General features: G+C 35.6%; 21 protein-coding genes. 7 read left to right on the plus strand and 14 right to left on the minus strand.

The window, feature by feature from the left end; all coding sequences use genetic code 11:
- Positions 1 to 56 precede the first annotated feature (56 nt).
- Positions 57 to 329 carry a photosynthetic electron transport-dependent transcriptional regulator PedR gene (pedR, locus tag AC6EI0_RS08930; RefSeq protein ID WP_498462044.1) on the plus strand — a complete coding sequence of 91 codons (273 nt, stop codon included), beginning with the start codon at positions 57 to 59 and terminating at the stop codon, positions 327 to 329.
- Here pedR and AC6EI0_RS08935 read toward each other — a convergent pair.
- The 9 genes from AC6EI0_RS08935 to AC6EI0_RS08975 all read right to left on the minus strand — a co-directional run bounded on the left by AC6EI0_RS08935 (position 326) and on the right by AC6EI0_RS08975 (position 7,768).
- The gene (locus AC6EI0_RS08935) at positions 326 to 484 is read right to left on the minus strand and encodes a hypothetical protein (protein ID WP_498522203.1); all 159 of its coding nucleotides are present in this window, start codon (positions 482 to 484) and stop codon (positions 326 to 328) included. The two genes, pedR and AC6EI0_RS08935, sit on opposite strands and share 4 nt — an antisense overlap.
- An 87-nt stretch (positions 485 to 571) precedes the next feature.
- A complete protein-coding gene (locus AC6EI0_RS08940; RefSeq protein ID WP_498522204.1) occupies positions 572 to 1,072 on the minus strand; it encodes a CYTH domain-containing protein in 501 nt (166 codons plus the stop codon).
- 6 nt (positions 1,073 to 1,078) lie between these two features.
- The gene (locus tag AC6EI0_RS08945) at positions 1,079 to 1,984 is read right to left on the minus strand and encodes an NAD(+) kinase (protein WP_498522205.1); all 906 of its coding nucleotides are present in this window, start codon (positions 1,982 to 1,984) and stop codon (positions 1,079 to 1,081) included.
- A 9-nt stretch (positions 1,985 to 1,993) separates the two neighbouring features.
- Positions 1,994 to 2,323, minus strand: coding sequence for an NADH-quinone oxidoreductase subunit NuoK (gene nuoK, locus AC6EI0_RS08950; RefSeq protein WP_498522206.1), 330 nt, complete (start codon positions 2,321 to 2,323; stop codon positions 1,994 to 1,996).
- A 33-nt stretch (positions 2,324 to 2,356) separates the two neighbouring features.
- Complete coding sequence (locus AC6EI0_RS08955; RefSeq protein WP_498522207.1) at positions 2,357 to 2,959, minus strand: NADH-quinone oxidoreductase subunit J; 603 nt, start codon at positions 2,957 to 2,959, stop codon at positions 2,357 to 2,359.
- On the minus strand, positions 2,959 to 3,612 hold the full coding sequence (gene ndhI / locus AC6EI0_RS08960) for an NAD(P)H-quinone oxidoreductase subunit I (protein WP_498522208.1): 654 nt from the start codon (positions 3,610 to 3,612) through the stop codon (positions 2,959 to 2,961). Before ndhI ends, AC6EI0_RS08955 begins: the two co-directional genes overlap by 1 nt.
- Before the next feature lie 109 nt (positions 3,613 to 3,721).
- Positions 3,722 to 4,840, minus strand: a complete 1,119-nt coding sequence (gene nuoH, locus AC6EI0_RS08965) for an NADH-quinone oxidoreductase subunit NuoH (RefSeq protein ID WP_498522209.1) — start codon at positions 4,838 to 4,840, stop codon at positions 3,722 to 3,724.
- A 74-nt stretch (positions 4,841 to 4,914) separates the two neighbouring features.
- Complete coding sequence (locus AC6EI0_RS08970; protein WP_498522210.1) at positions 4,915 to 6,042, minus strand: citrate synthase; 1,128 nt, start codon at positions 6,040 to 6,042, stop codon at positions 4,915 to 4,917.
- A gap of 139 nt (positions 6,043 to 6,181) precedes the next feature.
- Positions 6,182 to 7,768, minus strand: a complete 1,587-nt coding sequence (locus tag AC6EI0_RS08975; protein ID WP_498522211.1) for a DUF3352 domain-containing protein — start codon at positions 7,766 to 7,768, stop codon at positions 6,182 to 6,184.
- A 77-nt stretch (positions 7,769 to 7,845) separates the two neighbouring features.
- Here AC6EI0_RS08975 and AC6EI0_RS08980 point away from each other — a divergent pair, with 77 nt between their 5' ends.
- Positions 7,846 to 8,202: a rhodanese-like domain-containing protein gene (locus tag AC6EI0_RS08980; protein WP_498522212.1), complete on the plus strand. Its 357-nt coding sequence runs from the start codon at positions 7,846 to 7,848 to the stop codon at positions 8,200 to 8,202.
- Positions 8,203 to 8,215: 13 nt separating this feature from the next.
- Here the strand turns inward: AC6EI0_RS08980 and trpB are convergent, their stop codons facing one another.
- A complete protein-coding gene (gene trpB / locus AC6EI0_RS08985) occupies positions 8,216 to 9,469 on the minus strand; it encodes a tryptophan synthase subunit beta (RefSeq protein ID WP_498522213.1) in 1,254 nt (417 codons plus the stop codon).
- A gap of 39 nt (positions 9,470 to 9,508) precedes the next feature.
- On the opposite strand from trpB, the gene AC6EI0_RS08990 reads away from it, so the two are divergent.
- Positions 9,509 to 9,832 (plus strand): translation initiation factor, encoded by a 324-nt coding sequence (locus tag AC6EI0_RS08990; RefSeq protein WP_498522214.1) that lies wholly within the window; start codon positions 9,509 to 9,511, stop codon positions 9,830 to 9,832.
- Positions 9,833 to 9,884: 52 nt separating this feature from the next.
- Entirely contained in the window at positions 9,885 to 10,520 is a 636-nt protein-coding gene (cysC, locus tag AC6EI0_RS08995) for an adenylyl-sulfate kinase (protein WP_498522215.1), read from the plus strand.
- Between the two features lie 26 nt (positions 10,521 to 10,546).
- Here cysC and purE read toward each other — a convergent pair whose 3' ends face one another.
- The gene (gene purE, locus AC6EI0_RS09000; RefSeq protein WP_498522216.1) at positions 10,547 to 11,083 is read right to left on the minus strand and encodes a 5-(carboxyamino)imidazole ribonucleotide mutase; all 537 of its coding nucleotides are present in this window, start codon (positions 11,081 to 11,083) and stop codon (positions 10,547 to 10,549) included.
- A gap of 25 nt (positions 11,084 to 11,108) precedes the next feature.
- On the minus strand, positions 11,109 to 11,261 hold the full coding sequence (locus AC6EI0_RS09005) for a hypothetical protein (protein WP_498522217.1): 153 nt from the start codon (positions 11,259 to 11,261) through the stop codon (positions 11,109 to 11,111).
- Between the two features lie 171 nt (positions 11,262 to 11,432).
- Here AC6EI0_RS09005 and bchM point away from each other — a divergent pair, with 171 nt between their 5' ends.
- Positions 11,433 to 12,134 carry a magnesium protoporphyrin IX methyltransferase gene (bchM, locus tag AC6EI0_RS09010; RefSeq protein ID WP_498522218.1) on the plus strand — a complete coding sequence of 234 codons (702 nt, stop codon included), beginning with the start codon at positions 11,433 to 11,435 and terminating at the stop codon, positions 12,132 to 12,134.
- Between the two features lie 30 nt (positions 12,135 to 12,164).
- Here the strand turns inward: bchM and AC6EI0_RS09015 are convergent, their stop codons facing one another.
- Positions 12,165 to 12,893, minus strand: a complete 729-nt coding sequence (locus tag AC6EI0_RS09015; protein WP_498462059.1) for a response regulator transcription factor — start codon at positions 12,891 to 12,893, stop codon at positions 12,165 to 12,167.
- 78 nt (positions 12,894 to 12,971) lie between these two features.
- Here AC6EI0_RS09015 and AC6EI0_RS09020 point away from each other — a divergent pair, with 78 nt between their 5' ends.
- Entirely contained in the window at positions 12,972 to 14,120 is a 1,149-nt protein-coding gene (locus AC6EI0_RS09020; protein WP_498522219.1) for a cysteine desulfurase family protein, read from the plus strand.
- Between the two features lie 7 nt (positions 14,121 to 14,127).
- Here AC6EI0_RS09020 and rsmH read toward each other — a convergent pair whose 3' ends face one another.
- Positions 14,128 to 15,042, minus strand: coding sequence for a 16S rRNA (cytosine(1402)-N(4))-methyltransferase RsmH (rsmH, locus tag AC6EI0_RS09025; protein ID WP_498522220.1), 915 nt, complete (start codon positions 15,040 to 15,042; stop codon positions 14,128 to 14,130).
- 41 nt (positions 15,043 to 15,083) lie between these two features.
- Here rsmH and AC6EI0_RS09030 point away from each other — a divergent pair, with 41 nt between their 5' ends.
- Entirely contained in the window at positions 15,084 to 16,268 is a 1,185-nt protein-coding gene (locus AC6EI0_RS09030) for an NAD(P)H-quinone oxidoreductase subunit H (protein ID WP_498520317.1), read from the plus strand.
- The last annotated feature ends 4 nt before the right edge of the window (positions 16,269 to 16,272 follow it).

Genomic DNA, 16,272 nt, shown 5'->3' on the forward strand with positions numbered 1-16,272 from the left:
GGTGATTAAAGGCCCTAATCTAAGTAGTATTAATTAATGAGTTGTGAGTGAGGGGAATGTTTACAGGAGAGATCTCTAATTCGTCCCACATGGGACTCTCTGCTAGGGAAATGGAGATTATTGGATTGGTTGCAGATGGCCTCACTAATCAAGAGATTGCTGAAAAACTGACAATTAGCAAAAGAACTGTAGACAACCACGTGAGTAATATGTTCACCAAAACAGGTTCAAAAAACAGAGTGGCTTTATTAAACTGGGCAATGGATCATGGAAAGATATGCCGAGATGGGTTTAATTGTTGTTCATTGCCAGATGAAACAGATTCTTAGAAGATCTCATTATTTTCGTCCTCATTACTTTCTAATAGTGGCATTAAAGAAAATTCAATTGAAGATAAATTAAATAACTTTGCATATGCAATGCAAGCTTCCTTGTCAGTGCAAGTAAAGCGAAGTATACCCTCTTTGTCATAAAGACCGAACAAGTTAGGCCTCCTGCAATAGGTGCATAGGCTGCTAGTTGCTACTAGCGTTAATTATAAAGACAATCTAAAGTAACGTTTGCTCTTTGGCTATTCATCTTTAGTTTTCAGCCGATCTTTTAAAGACAATTCTGAAATAGGTATTTTTGCAAGAGATGCATTGCTTAGTAATTTGAGGCCTGTTATCTCCTTGCCACACCACGAGGGCACTTGGATTTCTTCGGATTCTGACATTAATTCAATTTCAGCTATTTTTAGAGAGAAATTTGATCCATCAAATAGATCAACTACCCAAGTTTTATTATTTATTTTTAGCTGATATCGAGTTTTGATAATTTTATATTTTGATAATTTTATTAATTCAATAGCATCTTTGATAGGAATGGAATATTCAAACTCGTTATTTACTAATCCATTTAAAGAGGACTTTAAAGTTATGTATGCTGTATTATTATTTATTATCCTTATTCGAGTTGCCCATTCATCTAAACTTGAATTTAAGTAGGCTTGTCTAATATCTTGAGTTAGTATTACCTTAGACTTCCACTCTTCACTCTTAACTAAGAATCTTCTTTCGATTTCTATTCCCATAACTTATTATTTATTGCTTTCATTAAGGCTGCTTGCCCAATGAAGTTTTTGAGTGATTGTCTTATAATAAGAAAGATTCTCATCTAAAATTATTATTGATGTTGAATGATTCGATTTCTTTATTAAACATATATCATTAGCTTCAATTAGACATCCACCAGATCCATCTAGCCATAATTTTATTTTTTGCTTTTTTTCTCTTATGGGTTTTATTACTAATTGAGATTCAGGAGGGACCACAATCGGTCTACTTGCCAAGCTCATTGGGCAAATGGCGCTTACGATTATTGCATCCAAGGAAGGGTGGATTATTGGCCCTCCTGCTGCCATTGAATAAGCAGTGGAGCCGGTTGGGGTCGAGAAAATAAGACCATCTCCTTTGTATTTGTCAACACCTTCACCATCTATTTCAAGCGCAAGACAGCAAGTAGGTGCAATTTCATCGGTGCAAGATCGAAAATAAAAATCGTTTAGAGCAAAAAATGATCTTTTAAGTGTCCTTTCATTATTGTTTTTTTCTGTAAATACATTTGCTTCAAGCATCATTCTTTTTTGTACGTTAAATCTATTATTTGTGACGCGTTCCCAGAAATTTTCTTGCTTTAATATATGACGATCGTGGGTCAAGAAGCCTAGATTGCCTCCAACATTAAAACTTAAAATAGGTATGTTTCTCGGGGATAAATATCTTGCTGCCTTTAAAACTGTTCCATCACCTCCTAAAACAAGAGCGATGTCAGGTAAATCCTCAGATTTTGAAAATAATTGATTAACATTGTTGGTTTCATTACTTATTTCTGAAAATAAAACCTTTCTTCCATAACCTTCAATTATTTTCTTGCAATTTAAGGTTTCTTTGTAAGCAGTATCGCTATCTGATCTATATAAGATCCAGATCAGATTTGTTGTCATTAATATTATCTACCATTTGAGTAGATTGAAACTTTCCATATCAATAGTAACTCTATTTCTATACAAAGAAAGTAGTATTGCTAGTCCAACAGCCGCCTCGGCCGCTGCGACTGTGATAACAAAAATCGAAAATACCTGTCCTCTAATTATTGATCCGTCTATATAGGATGAGAAACTCATTAGGTTTATGTTTACTGCATTTAACATTAATTCAATACTCATTAAAACTCTTACAGCATTTCTACTATTTATTAATCCCCATACACCAGTACAGAAGAGGAACGCAGCAACTATAAGGTAGGCTTGAAGAGGTACTGGTACGATTGAAGCTGCTAACATCTTTATTGAATAAAAATTATATATACAGTTGATTCATTTTAGACTATTTTCGGAAAGAAGAGGAATTTCTTTATCAATTAAGGACTTTTCTTTATTGAAATCATTTATATTATCTTTTGAAATTGAGCCATCTCTTCTTGCTAGAACAATTGCTCCAATCATAGCCATTAATAATAGAATTGATGCTAGTTCGAAAGGTAATAAATAATCTGTGAATAGATGTTCACCGATTCTTTCAGTTGCTTCTTCACCAATAGAGGTTGGTCCAGGCAAGTTCCATCTCGTCGTGATGCTAACGCGCAATAACAAAATTAATAATCCACCACAAACTCCACCAGATATCAATTTTCTGGTTTTAAGTCCTGAAATTGGTTTTAACTTTTCTTTCTTATTAACTAACATTATTGCAAATAATATTAAAACATTCACAGCTCCAACATATACAAGAATTTGAGCCGCAGCGACAAAACTAGCATTAAGTAAAAGATATAATCCCGCTACAGCCATAAATACTCCGCCTAATAAAAATGCTGAGTAAACAATATTTTCTAATAAAACAACTGCCAAACTTCCAGAAACTATGACAGCACTGAGAATTAAAAAGCAAATTAATTCTGTTGAATAAGCGATATTCATTAATTAGGAGAATTTAATTTTTTTTGAACCATATCGGACGAATTATTTTTACCATCTTTTTGTGATTTCTCTGTTTGTAGTTCTTTTATAATTTCACCTGGGAGCTTGCCTGCTCTTTTTTGGTTTGCGGATAGTTCATGGGGATCCATTATTCCCTCGGGCAAATAAGCCAATTCCCTTAGAGGAATAACTGAAGGATCTGAAGTTACGCTTGTTGGTAGTCTTCCGAGAGCAACATTATCGAAGTTAAGGCTATGCCTATCAAACGCAGCTAGCTCATATTCTTCTGTCATTGACAAACAATTTGTAGGGCAATATTCAACGCAATTTCCACAAAAAATACATGCACCAAAATCAATAGAATAATTTCTCAATTCCTTTTTCTTGGTTTCTTTGTTCATTACCCAATCAACTACTGGAAGATTAATTGGACATACCCTGACGCAAACCTCGCAAGCAATACACTTGTCAAATTCATAATGAATCCTTCCTCTGTAACGCTCAGAGGGAATTAGCTTTTCGTAAGGATATTGAACCGTTACTGGCCTTCGACGCATGTGGTCGAACGTAACGCCTAGACCGTCGACTAAATATTTTGCTGCACTAACTGCTTCTTTAGTGTAGTCGGCAACTTTTTCAAGGAAACCAAGCATATTAATCTTTCTGCCGGCGGCCCTTATTTACATTAACCATTATACAGTTTTTTAAAAATAAATGTAGGTACTTTTACTTAAAAAGTAGAGCGATTGTGTTGCTTTTCTTTTATCCTCCAAATGTCAAAGGAAATGCCAATTTCAGTGAAGCAGTGAAAAGTAAATTTACCAATGAAATAGGTAAAAGAAATTTCCATCCTAAATCAAGTAATTGATCAATTCGAACTCTTGGGGTAGTCCATCTCAATAAGATTGCTAAAAAAACCAGCAAATAAGCTTTGAGTATTGTCATGACAATGCCAGTAGATGCAGCAATAATTTGAACTAATGGATTATCAATTGAAAGACCTATCAATGACGAAAACCAATCAATTGATATTGGAAAACCCCATCCCCCTAAGTACAGAACGGAAACAAGTAAAGCAGATAAAACAAGATTTATATATCCAGCCAAGTAAAACAGAGCAAATTTCATACCTGCATACTCAGTTTGATAACCAGCTACAAGTTCTTCTTCTGCTTCAGGTAAATCAAAAGGTAGTCTCTCGCATTCAGCTAATGCACAGATCCAAAAAATAATAAAACCCACTGGTTGTCGCCATATATTCCAACTAAGAAAACCGGCAGTATTTTGTTGCTCAACTATATCAACTGTACTCAATGAGTTACTCATCATAACTATTGCTAAAACCGCTAGCGCTAGCGGGATTTCATAACTAATTGATTGAGCAGCAGCCCTTAGTCCACCTAGCAATGAATATTTGTTATTGGAAGAGTAACCACTCATCAATAAACCAATAGGTTGAATACTACTCAGGGCAATCCACAAAAAGATTCCTATGCCTACATTGCTAATTAGAAGATTTTGACCAAAAGGAACAATTAACCAAGATAGAATTACTGGAACCAAAACTAATATTGGGCCAACTGTGAAAAGAACGCTGTCTGCCCTTGCTGGAATAATGTCTTCTTTTACTAAAAGTTTTAAACCGTCTGCCATTGGCTGAAGAATACCAAGCGCGCCTGCATACTCAGGCCCGATTCTCTGTTGAGCTGCTGCTGAAATTTTTCGCTCTAGCCAAACTGTTACTAGTACACCAATGACGGCTGACACCAACACTAGAAGCATTGGCAGAGGGATCCATAAAAGATGAGCTAATTCATGAGATAAACCAAGGTTTTGAATACCTTGTGTAAAACTCATTTCAAGGTCTATACCTGAATTCACTTCTGATATTTAATCTATTAACAAGGTTAGTGTAATTTAAATTAATTTTGAATTCGAAAAAAAAATTTTTCAAATTATCTATTCTCAAGAGGCTGCCAATTTCTGATTTTTGCTCCTTCATAAATTTGTGACGGTCTAAAAATTCTATTTGCTCCAAGTTGTTCTCTCCAGTGAGCCAACCAACCAGCAACCCTGGAAATTGCAAAAACTGGAGTAAACAAATCTCGAGGGATACCAAGCTTTCGATAAACCAGTCCAGAATAAAAGTCAACATTTGGGAATATACCTTTTGGTCCCAGTTTTGAAATAGCCTCCTTTTCAAGTGCTTTGGCGACTTCATACATTTCATCTTTACCAAATTCCAAGAAAAGTTCCTCTGCAAAGGCTTGTAAAATTGTTGCTCGAGGGTCTTTTACACGATATTCCCTGTGACCAAAGCCCATGATTTTCCTTTTTTTTTCAATTGCATTATTGAGAAATGATGATGCTTTATCAGGTATTCCAATTTCTTCTAACATAGCTATCACATCTTCATTGGCCCCTCCATGTAGAGGACCGGCCAATGTCCCAACGGCAGAAGCTACTACAGCGTAAGGATCAGTCAGTGTGCTGGCAGTTACTCTTGCGCTAAACGTACTCGCATTGAGACTGTGCTCGGCATGAAGAATTAAACATCTATCGAAAACTCTTGCTGCAAGAGGATTTGGTTCTCTCTCGGTGAGCATATAAAGAAAATTGGATGAATAAGGTAAATCATCCTGAGGCTGAATTGGATCATCTCCCTTTCTTATTTGCTCGAAAGCAGCAACCATAGTAGGAATTTTTGCAATCAACCTCACGACTGCGTCGTAGATATATTTTGGATCATCAATTGCTCTTCGAGAATAAAAGAGACCGAGAGATGCAGCACTTGCTTGCAGAGCATCCATAGGATGCCCTGATTCTGGAAAACACTTGAGCATATCTCTAATTCGAAAGCTTACCCGTCTATGCATTTGAACATCCTCTTCAAATTTCTGAAGCTCATCTTCAGTCGGAAGTTCTCCCCATATCAACAGAAATGCAGTTTCTAGAAAACTACTTTTTTGGGCTAGCTGAGATATTGGATATCCTCTGTAATTCAGCTTTCCTTCTGTCCCGTTGATTTCGCATATCCCAGAGTTGGTTACTGGAACTCCTTCCAAGCCTGGCTTTAGAACCAAATTAGTTGTCTTTTGTTCGTTATCTATGGCTTTAGCTCCTCAAAATAATTTTTCTGGTTAATTGGAAAAAATAAACTTCAGTTTGAACTTTATTGTATAGAATTAAGCTATAAGTTGAATATAGCACTTTAAACTTTTATCAACTAATTTTTAAGTCGATTTTAACTTTAATGAAGTCTGGATAATTAATTGCAGGGACCGCAACAGATATATCAATATCCTGAGGAGGAGTTAGTTTGTTCCCTAGCATTGTTTTAAATAAGATGTATGGATAGAAATTAGTTAAAACTTTCTTAGTTTTTTGCTCCCCTAAATGTATCCTAAGGATATCATTAAAATCACTAATTTTTTCTATTTTCTGATCATTATCTGAGTAATTTTGCAAGTAATTTGTATTATCAAAATTTGAAATGGATGATAAGTTTTGACTCCAAATGTAACTCTCTTCATCTTCTTCAATAATTGCCTCGATATTTTCTTTTAGCTCATATTTTTCACTCTCATCTGTACTAATTTTTGACCAAATCTCTAGCTTCCTGGTTTTAAAATCTATTTTTGACCTTAAAAACTTCTCGTTTTTTAAAATATCTGTTACCTTTGTTTTGCTAGTATCTGATTTTTTAGTCAAAACGAACCAGTCTTTATCATTTATCCAAATCAAATTTCCTTTAGAGCTTTCAAGAATATTTTTTAAAAGATTAGAATAATCGGAAGTTGTTGATTCTTTAATAATTGACGCTATTAGCTTTTGATATGGATGACTAGAGTCTTTACTGAAATACTGACTAGGATTATCAACTATTATTAAATCTTTTGACGATTTAAAGTCTTTTTTTATATCAGTTAAATTATATTTAATATCTTTGAATGGCATTTTAGTTTTAATGTCATAAGATATTATTCCTTCTAAACTTATTTTACTCTTATCTAAATTTATAGAAGATATTAAATTATTGATCTCATTTGCCGGGAATAAATTTTCTTCTTCACCTATTAGATTTAAAATCTTATTTGGAGATATTTCTAGTAACAATATCCCGTCTTTAAGATTATCCTTTAATTGAATATTCTTATACTTATTTTTTGTATTTAGTATATTTTTATCTAATTTTTCTATTGACGAAATTATGATTTTAGGATTGGATGCTATTAAAAGATTATCTTTATTATTTGTAAAGTAAATTGATTTATTTGAAGAAAGTTTTTTTGAAATTATTTCTGTATTTGAAGTGCTTAATTTATTTTTGTTTATAATACTCTCATCAATATTTTTCGAGTCTAGTATAGATTCTAATTCTTCTTCGATATTTATATCTTCTTTTATTGCTAAGACCAAAAGCCAATCACTTTCAGCTTGTTTATCTAAACCAAATACAGCAAAGCTCCCATAATCTCCTACCAATTTTGAGAGGTCTTTTTCAAAATCAAGGCTAATTAACTTGAAAAAAGAATCTCTAATAAAACTTGTTTTTTTGTTAACAATACTCTTGCTAATTTTATCTTGATAATTCTCGACATACTTTGGAAGTATAACTGGATTGATTTTCCAGTGAAAAACCAGATCAGCATGAGTTGGTATATATTTCGAAGAAACTGGAGCATTAAATTGTTGTTCATTTAACTGTGGTTTCTGATTGAGCTGACTATTTCGCCAAAAAAATGTACCTATGAAAATTGATAAAACAATTATTCCTGATATTAAAAGATGAGATAGACGTAATTTCATGTTTTTATTATTTGAGCCTTTGTATACTTTTTGAACTTTGATAACAGAAAGTTTAATCTTTAATTAGAATCTAAAATATGAAACAGAATATTCCTTTAAATATATCTCCAAAAGAGTTAAATAAAATCTTAGAAGATGATTCTTCTGAAAAACCATTTATTGTAGATGTGAGGGAGGATAATGAACTAGCTATTGCTTCATTTTCATTTTCAGTATTACATCTTCCTTTGAGTAAGGCTTCAAACTGGTCAGCTAAAATAGGTTCAATGTTACCGAAGGATAAGCCTGTTCTAGTTGTCTGCCATGCTGGTGTGAGAAGTCTAAATTTTGGTATTTGGCTTTTAGAAAATGAGATAACGAACAGTGTTTGGAATCTTGTTGGGGGGATAGATGCTTGGAGTACTGATGTTGATCAATCTATTCCAAGGTATTAATAGGGTTTTTACTTTAAATTTCTGATCCTAGTTTTTCAGCAACTGTATTAACGTCTTTATCTCCTCTCCCAGAGCAGTTAATTACAACTTCAGAATTATGATTGAGAGTTGGGCAAAGTTTTTCTAGATAAGCAAATGCATGAGCGGTCTCTAGTGCAGGAATAATACCTTCCAATTTACTAACTAATTGAAGAGCTTCTATGGCTTCAGTGTCAGAAACAGCTGCATATTCCGCACGTCCAATTTCTTTTAAATAACTATGCTCCGGTCCAACTCCTGGATAATCAAGACCTGCGCTTATGGAATGCGCTTCCTCAACTTGCCCATCTTTGTCTTGGAGTAAGAGACTCATGGCTCCATGAAGCACTCCTATTCTTCCTTCGGTAATTGTCGCTGCATGTCGACCAGTTTCGACTCCATCTCCAGCAGCTTCAACTCCAATCATTCGCACACTTTTGTCTTCAACAAAAGAATGGAAAAGACCCATTGCATTCGATCCGCCACCAACACAAGCTAAAAGAACATCGGGAGACCTCCCAAAAGCTTGTGTGCATTGTTGCTTTGTTTCTTCCCCAATAACTGCGTGAAAATCTCTGACCAACATTGGATATGGATGTGGGCCCGCAACGGAACCGAGAATATAGTGAGTATTTTCAACATTAGTAACCCAATCTCGAATAGCTTCGCTGGTTGCATCTTTTAGTGTTGCAGTTCCAGTCGTTACTGGCTTCACTGAAGCTCCAAGCAATTGCATTCGGAAAACGTTTAAGGCTTGTCTTCGCATATCTTCTTTGCCCATATATATGATGCATTCCAATCCAAAACGAGCGCAGACTGTCGCAGTTGCAACTCCATGCTGACCAGCTCCAGTTTCAGCAATAATTCTTTTTTTTCCCATCCGTATCGCAAGAAGAGCTTGCCCAAGTGCATTATTTATTTTGTGAGCACCTGTGTGATTTAAATCTTCTCTCTTAAGCCAAATTCGTGGGCCTTTAGATGTATTTTTTCTGTAATGTTCAGTTAATCTTGTGGCTTCATATAGAGGAGTGGATCTTCCTACGTAAGTTTTTAGTAAATGATTCAATTCTGAATTGAATGAAGAATCCTTCCATGCTTCTTTAGCAGCTTGCTCTAATTCAATAAGGGCAGGTATTAAAGTTTCAGGAACATATTGTCCCCCGTACTTACCAAATCGACCAAAAGCATTTGGCCTTGTTAATGGAGATAAATCCGAATCTTTAAATTGGGTTGGGAGTGTACCTGTCACCTTAAATTAAGAAATAGTTACCAGCCAAAAAGTAAGAAAATGTCCAAAGGTGGCTGGAGTGAATTTAATGACCCTCTTAAGACAATAGGGAATGACACTCACAATAGTGTTACTCCTAAAGGAAAGCGACAAGTTCGTCTAGAAAGAACTCGATCTGGAAAGAAGGGAAAACTTGTGACTGTCATTAAAGGACTGGAATTAAATCCAGTAGAGGCAAAAGAAATTCTTAAGAATTTAAAAATAGCTTGCGGAACAGGGGGAGCTTTGAAAGGTGATTTTTTAGAGTTACAAGGAGATCAAATTTCAAAAGCTCAAGATTTTCTTTTTAAGGAGGGTTTTAGACCAAAACAGAGTGGAGGCTGACAATAAACTGTGTCGATCAACATGGAGAATAGTAAACAATTAGATTGAATTCATGGAACAAAACTCTCAAAGACCTCTATCAAAAGCCACCAATATAGTTTGGCACCAATCGTCAGTTGATAGAGATGCTAGATCTCAGCAAAGAGGGCATCGCAGTGCAATACTTTGGTTTACAGGTCTATCTGGTTCTGGGAAAAGCACACTAGCCAATGCAGTAAATGTAGCTCTACATAAAAATTGTTATTCAACTTATGTTTTAGATGGAGACAACATTAGACATGGTTTATGCAAAGATCTAGGATTTTCTGATTTTGATAGAGAAGAAAATATTAGAAGAATTGGCGAAGTCTCTAAACTTTTTCTTGATGCTGGGATAATTGTATTAACAGCATTTGTTTCACCATTTAGAGTTGATCGAAATAATGCAAGATCATTAGTTGGAAAAGATGATTTTATAGAAATATATTGTTCAGCTGATTTAGGGGTTTGTGAAACAAGAGATACAAAAGGACTTTATGCCAAGGCAAGAAATGGAGAAATCAAGGATTTTACTGGAATATCAAGTCCTTATGAAGAGCCTCAGTCTCCAGAATTGAAAATTGATACTGGAAATCTAGAGATTGATAAATGTGTAGATATAGTTACTAATTTTCTTGTTGATAAAAAGATTATTTCAAAAATCTCTTAGTGAATTAGTAATTCATTTCACGTTCATTACATTTTTTCTAGATACATTCCAGCTCCAATTTCTTTAAGTCTTTGATCTTTTTTTACTACATGGTCATGAAGCTCAGATCTGTAGGTTTTTAATTTGTTTTTTAATTCAGTATTATTAATTGCCAAAATTTGAGTAGCTAAAAGGCCAGCATTTAGTCCCCCTTCAATGGCAACTGTTGCCACTGGGATCCCTGAGGGCATTTGCAAGATTGAATACATAGAATCTACTCCCGAAAGCGCCTTGCTTTTGACTGGAACGCCTATTACTGGAAGGGTCGTAAGAGATGCGATCATTCCAGGTAGATGAGCAGCCCCTCCAGCCCCCGCAATTATGACTCTAAAACCTTTTGACTCTGCCATCTGAGCAAAATCCATCATCTCTTTAGGAGTTCTATGAGCGGATAAGATCCTTACTTCATTAGTTATCCCAAATTTATCTAGAATTGTAATGGCAGGTTCAAGAGTTTTAAGATCTGAATCACTTCCCATCACTACTGCTACTTCCTTCAATGTATGAGCTTCGGTTAAAGACAATTGTCAATTTTTATAAATCTCATTCTTAATAATGCCAATTATTTACAAATCCTGCATTTGCTAACAGTGGAAAATATTTTACAGAGACTTCCAAATGAGACATCGCAGGATTCACTTTGCATTCACTAGATAGATGGAAGAAAATAGTTAATAGGATTAATGATCCTTCTTCTGCCATTTGATGGCAACACTTGGTCCAAGTATGGTATCGAGTCAAAACACAATGACTGCAATAATTTTACTGGAAAAAATATTCAGTCTTTACTTCGATGGAGAATGAATTCTTGTAATCATCAGTTGTCTTGGCAGTTGGCTGCGTAAGATTGGTAAGAGGTAATTATCTGGTTAAATGACAACGCAAATTGAGAACAATGAAAAAGCCGAAGTCACTGAATATTTTAATGGGACAGGATTTGATAGATGGAATCGAATATATAGCGAAAGTGATGATGTAAATAAAGTGCAAAAAAATATAAGGATAGGTCACCAAAAAACAGTTGATGATGTCATTAATTGGTTGAAAGAGTACAACAATATAAAGGATAAAAGTTTCTGTGATGCTGGCTGCGGTGTTGGTAGCTTAAGTATCCCATTGGCAAAATTGGGTGCTAAATCAATTCATTTAAGTGATATTTCTGAAGCAATGATAACTGAGACGAAAAGCAGGGCAAAGGAGGCAGGCTTAGACTTCAATAAGCTGAATTTTCGAACATCTGATTTAGAGAATTTAAAAGGTTCCTTTAATACAGTTATTTGTTTAGATGTTTTCATTCATTACCCTCAACAGGAGGCTGAGACGATGGTTAAACATCTCTGTCAATTATCTGATGAGAGATTAATTGTTAGCTTTGCTCCCTATACCCCTTTACTAGCGCTTTTAAAAGGTATTGGTCAGCTATTCCCTGGACCAAGTAAAACCACCAGGGCCTACACATTAAGGGAGTCAGGAATTATCGAAGCTGCAAAGCAATCTGGCTTTAAAGTGGTCAAAAGCAAGTTGAATCAAGCTCCTTTTTATTTCTCGAAATTGATAGAATTTGAGAAATCCTAGTCAACTAAATCTTTATTTTTCAAAAATCATTTAGGTAACTAAATGATTTTCAAGTGCATATCTAACTAGTTCTGTTCTACTAGAAGTGCCGGTTTTAATAAATAATCGACTCACATATTTCTCTACATTGCGGATAGAAGTCTCAAGTTGTCTTGCAATTTCTTTGTTCATTAAACCTTCCGCAACTAGTTGCAAGACGCTTGCTTCTCTTGGGGTGAAATTAGGAATCGAATCATCTTTGCGTAGGTTGTTTTTATCCCCATGGCTAAGCATGGATTTTATTTCTGTAATCTGTTTTGCCATTTGGCCAACATCAGCATTCGCAAATCTGGCTGCTTCAGTTAATAATCGCTCTTGCCGCTGAACTACATTCTTAACTCTTGCAACTAGTTCATCTGGATCAAATGGTTTTGGCATGTAATCGTCTACACCTGCTTGATACCCCTGAGTTCTATCAGCCGTCATACCTTTAGCAGTAAGGAAAATGACAGGTGTACCTCCAAGTCGTTCATCTTCTCTAATTTTTTTTAAAAGCCCATAACCATCGCATCTAGGCATCATGACGTCACTGATAATCACATCAGGGATCATTTTTTGAGCTTTTTCCCATCCCTCTTCTCCATCTACAGCGGTTGTAACTTGAAATCCTTCATCTTCAAGATAAGCCTGAACAGCAGTTCTTAACCCAGGCTCGTCGTCGACAAGTAATATCCTTGGAGTCTGAGAAACTTCTTGTGTTGATGGATTGGGGTCACTCATAAAAATTAAACTTCTAGAGCTCTAAAAAGGATATTAACCTTTATTCCTCTCTTATTATTTAGCTTAACGTATGAATCAATGGATAATAATCACCTGAATTTTGATTTTCAGTCTTCAACACCATGTTGTACGAGGGTTGTTGAGGAGATGGCTCCTTATTGGAATGAGTTGTGGGGTAATCCCTCTAATACTAATAATCGATCAGGTGTTTTTGCTTCAGCTGCAGTAGAAGTATCTCGTGAGACAATAGCTTCCTATTTGAACATCAATCCTAAAAGATTAATTTTTACGAGTGGGGCAACAGAAGCAAATAATTTGGGTTTAGTTGGACATGCAAGAGCTAAAGCACAACTGATTGGAAAACCTGGACACATAATAACTGTTTCAACTGAACATCATGCAGTCCTTGACCCGCTTAGGCAGCTTCAAAAAGAAGGGTTTCGTTTGTCAGAATTACAACCTAATAAAGAGGGTTTAATCAATATTGAACAACTTTCTGAAGCTGTTGAAAAAGATACTTTTCTAGTTAGTGTCATGGCTGCAAATAATGAGATAGGGGTTTTGCAACCTATTGCTGAAATTGGATCTTTTTGTAAGAGAAAGGGAATCGCTTTTCATACTGATGCCGCTCAAGCCCTGGGTTATTTAGATTTAGACCCCGATAAATTTCGAATTGATTTGATGAGTTTGAGTGCTCACAAAATTTATGGACCTAAAGGTATTGGGGCTTTGGTGATTAGGGAAGGATTCCCACTTGAACCATCTCAATATGGAGGAGGACAGGAGCTTGGATTAAGATCTGGCACTCTTCCTGTCCCTTTAATTGTTGGCTTTGCAAAGGCAGTCGAAATAACAAAAAATGATCAGTATGGGAGGAATAAGAGACTTTTGTTTTTTAGGAACTTATTGTTGAGTGGATTAAAAAAGAATATTTCTGGATTGATAGTTAATGGATCTATCGATCAAAGATTGCCTCATAATCTCAATATCACTTTCCCTGGTGTGAAGGGAAGTCAATTGCATAGTCAATTAAGAAGGTTTATTTTTTGTACTAGTGGTTCGGCTTGCAGTAATGGTAACGCTTCTCATGTTTTAAAGGAGATAGGGCTTTGTAAAAATGATGCTGAAGCATCAATAAGGATGAGTATTGGGAGAAATACTACTGAGAAAGATATCAATAAGGCGATTGAAATTATTACAAATATAGTGATTAATCTTAGGCAATAAGTTAAGTCTATTTTAAAAATTTCTTTGCAGAAATTCTTAACTTTGCACTTTTACTTCTTGGATTTAATTTTATCTCTTCAAGGCATGCTCTCATAGGCTTTTTAGATAGTATTTTTAATCTATTGTCAGTTTTAAAACTCGATTTTACTCTTCTATCTTCTAGTGAATGAAAACTCATCACCATAAATAATCCATTTTCTAGCAACCAGTTTGGAGCTTTTAAAAGTAAACTATCGAGAGAGACTAATTCATTGTTTACAGCTATTCTTAAAGCCTGGAAAGTCCTAGTTGAGGGATGAATTCGACCATACCTTTGCTTGGGTGGAAAGCATCCTGCAATTGCATAAGAAAGGTCTTGAGTTCCAGAGTATGGCCCATTTTCTGCTAGATCATTTTTTATTTTTCTTGCAATACGTCTGGAGCGTTTTTCTTCTCCTAATTCATATATTAAATCAGCTAGATCTTGCTCAGAGAGAGTTTCAATAAGTTCGGCTGCACTTGAACCCTCTTCTGGGTTCATACGCATATCTATTGGACCATTTAGACGAAAGCTAAAACCCCGTGAAGGCTCATCAAGTTGATGACTACTGACTCCAAGATCCGCTAGGACGCAAATGGCTTGTTCGTGATGTGAAAAATCTGCGAAGTTTGTAGAAATTATTTCTATTCTTCTTCCGAATTTAATTAATTTTTTTGATGCTGCTTTTATAGCCATTGGGTCTTGATCAAGTCCAATGATTTTGATTCCCGGGAAATTTTCGAGTATTTGAGCTGAATGTCCCCCGCCTCCAATGGTGGCATCAATAATTAATCCTTGTTTTGTTAATTCACTTGGTAATTCCTTAAGTGATTGAATTATTTCTTTCCCCATTACGGGGACATGCTTAAAGTTAGAACTTGAACTAATTGGCCCTTCTTTCATAAGTTTTTACTAGTATTTAGACATTGCTTTGGTTTGGCCCAATGACGCAGCTTGAAACGCGTACGGAGCCGATGGTGGTCAACTTTGGGCCACATCATCCATCAATGCATGGTGTATTGCGATTAGTAGTAACCCTTGATGGAGAGGATGTTGTTGATTGTGAACCAGTTATTGGTTACTTGCATCGAGGGATGGAGAAAATTGCTGAGAATAGAACAAACGTTATGTTTGTTCCTTACGTTAGTCGCATGGATTATGCGGCTGGTATGTTTTATGAAGCCATTGTTGTTAATGCCCCTGAGCGTTTAGCGAATATAAAGGTACCCAAGAGAGCAAGTTATATCAGAGCGATAATGCTTGAGTTGAATAGGATAGCTAACCATTTGCTATGGTTAGGCCCATTTTTGGCTGATGTCGGAGCTCAAACTCCTTTCTTTTATATTTTTAGAGAAAGAGAGATGATTTACGATTTATGGGAGGCTGCAACTGGTCAGAGATTGATTAACAATAATTATTTTCGCATTGGTGGCGTTGCATGTGATTTACCTTGGGGTTGGTTAGAAAAATGCAAAGATTTTTGTGACTGGTTTGGTCCAAAAATTGATGAGTATGAAAAATTGATTACTAATAATCCTATTTTTCGTAGACGTATAGAAGGTTTAGGAGTTATAGGAAAAGAGCAAGCGATTAACTGGAGTCTTTCTGGCCCAATGCTTCGTGCAGCAGGTGTTCCGTGGGATTTGAGAAAGGTAGATCACTACGAATGCTATGACGATTTTGAATGGGATATTGCATGGGAGAAAGAGGGTGATTGTTATGCTAGATATAGAGTACGTATTGAAGAAATGAGACAGTCATTAAAGATATTACGACAAGCTTGTGAGATGATTCCTGGGGGGCCAACAGAAAATCTTGAGGCACAAAGAACAGTTGATGGAAAAAAAGGTGATTTGTCCGGGTTTGATTATCAATATGTTGCTAAGAAAGTTGCACCTACTTTTAAAATTCCTAATGGCGAATTATATACACGCCTTGAGTCTGGGAAAGGAGAGATAGGAGTATTTATTCAAGGTAATAATGATGTAACTCCTTGGCGTTTTAAAATCAGAGCAGCTGACTCAAATAATTTGCAGATACTTCCTCACATACTCAAGGGAGCCAAAGTCGCTGACATAATGGCTATCTTAGGCTCAATTGATGTGATCATGGGTTCTGTTGATAGGTAAGTCT

Source organism: Prochlorococcus sp. G5PB11, assembly GCF_059772425.1.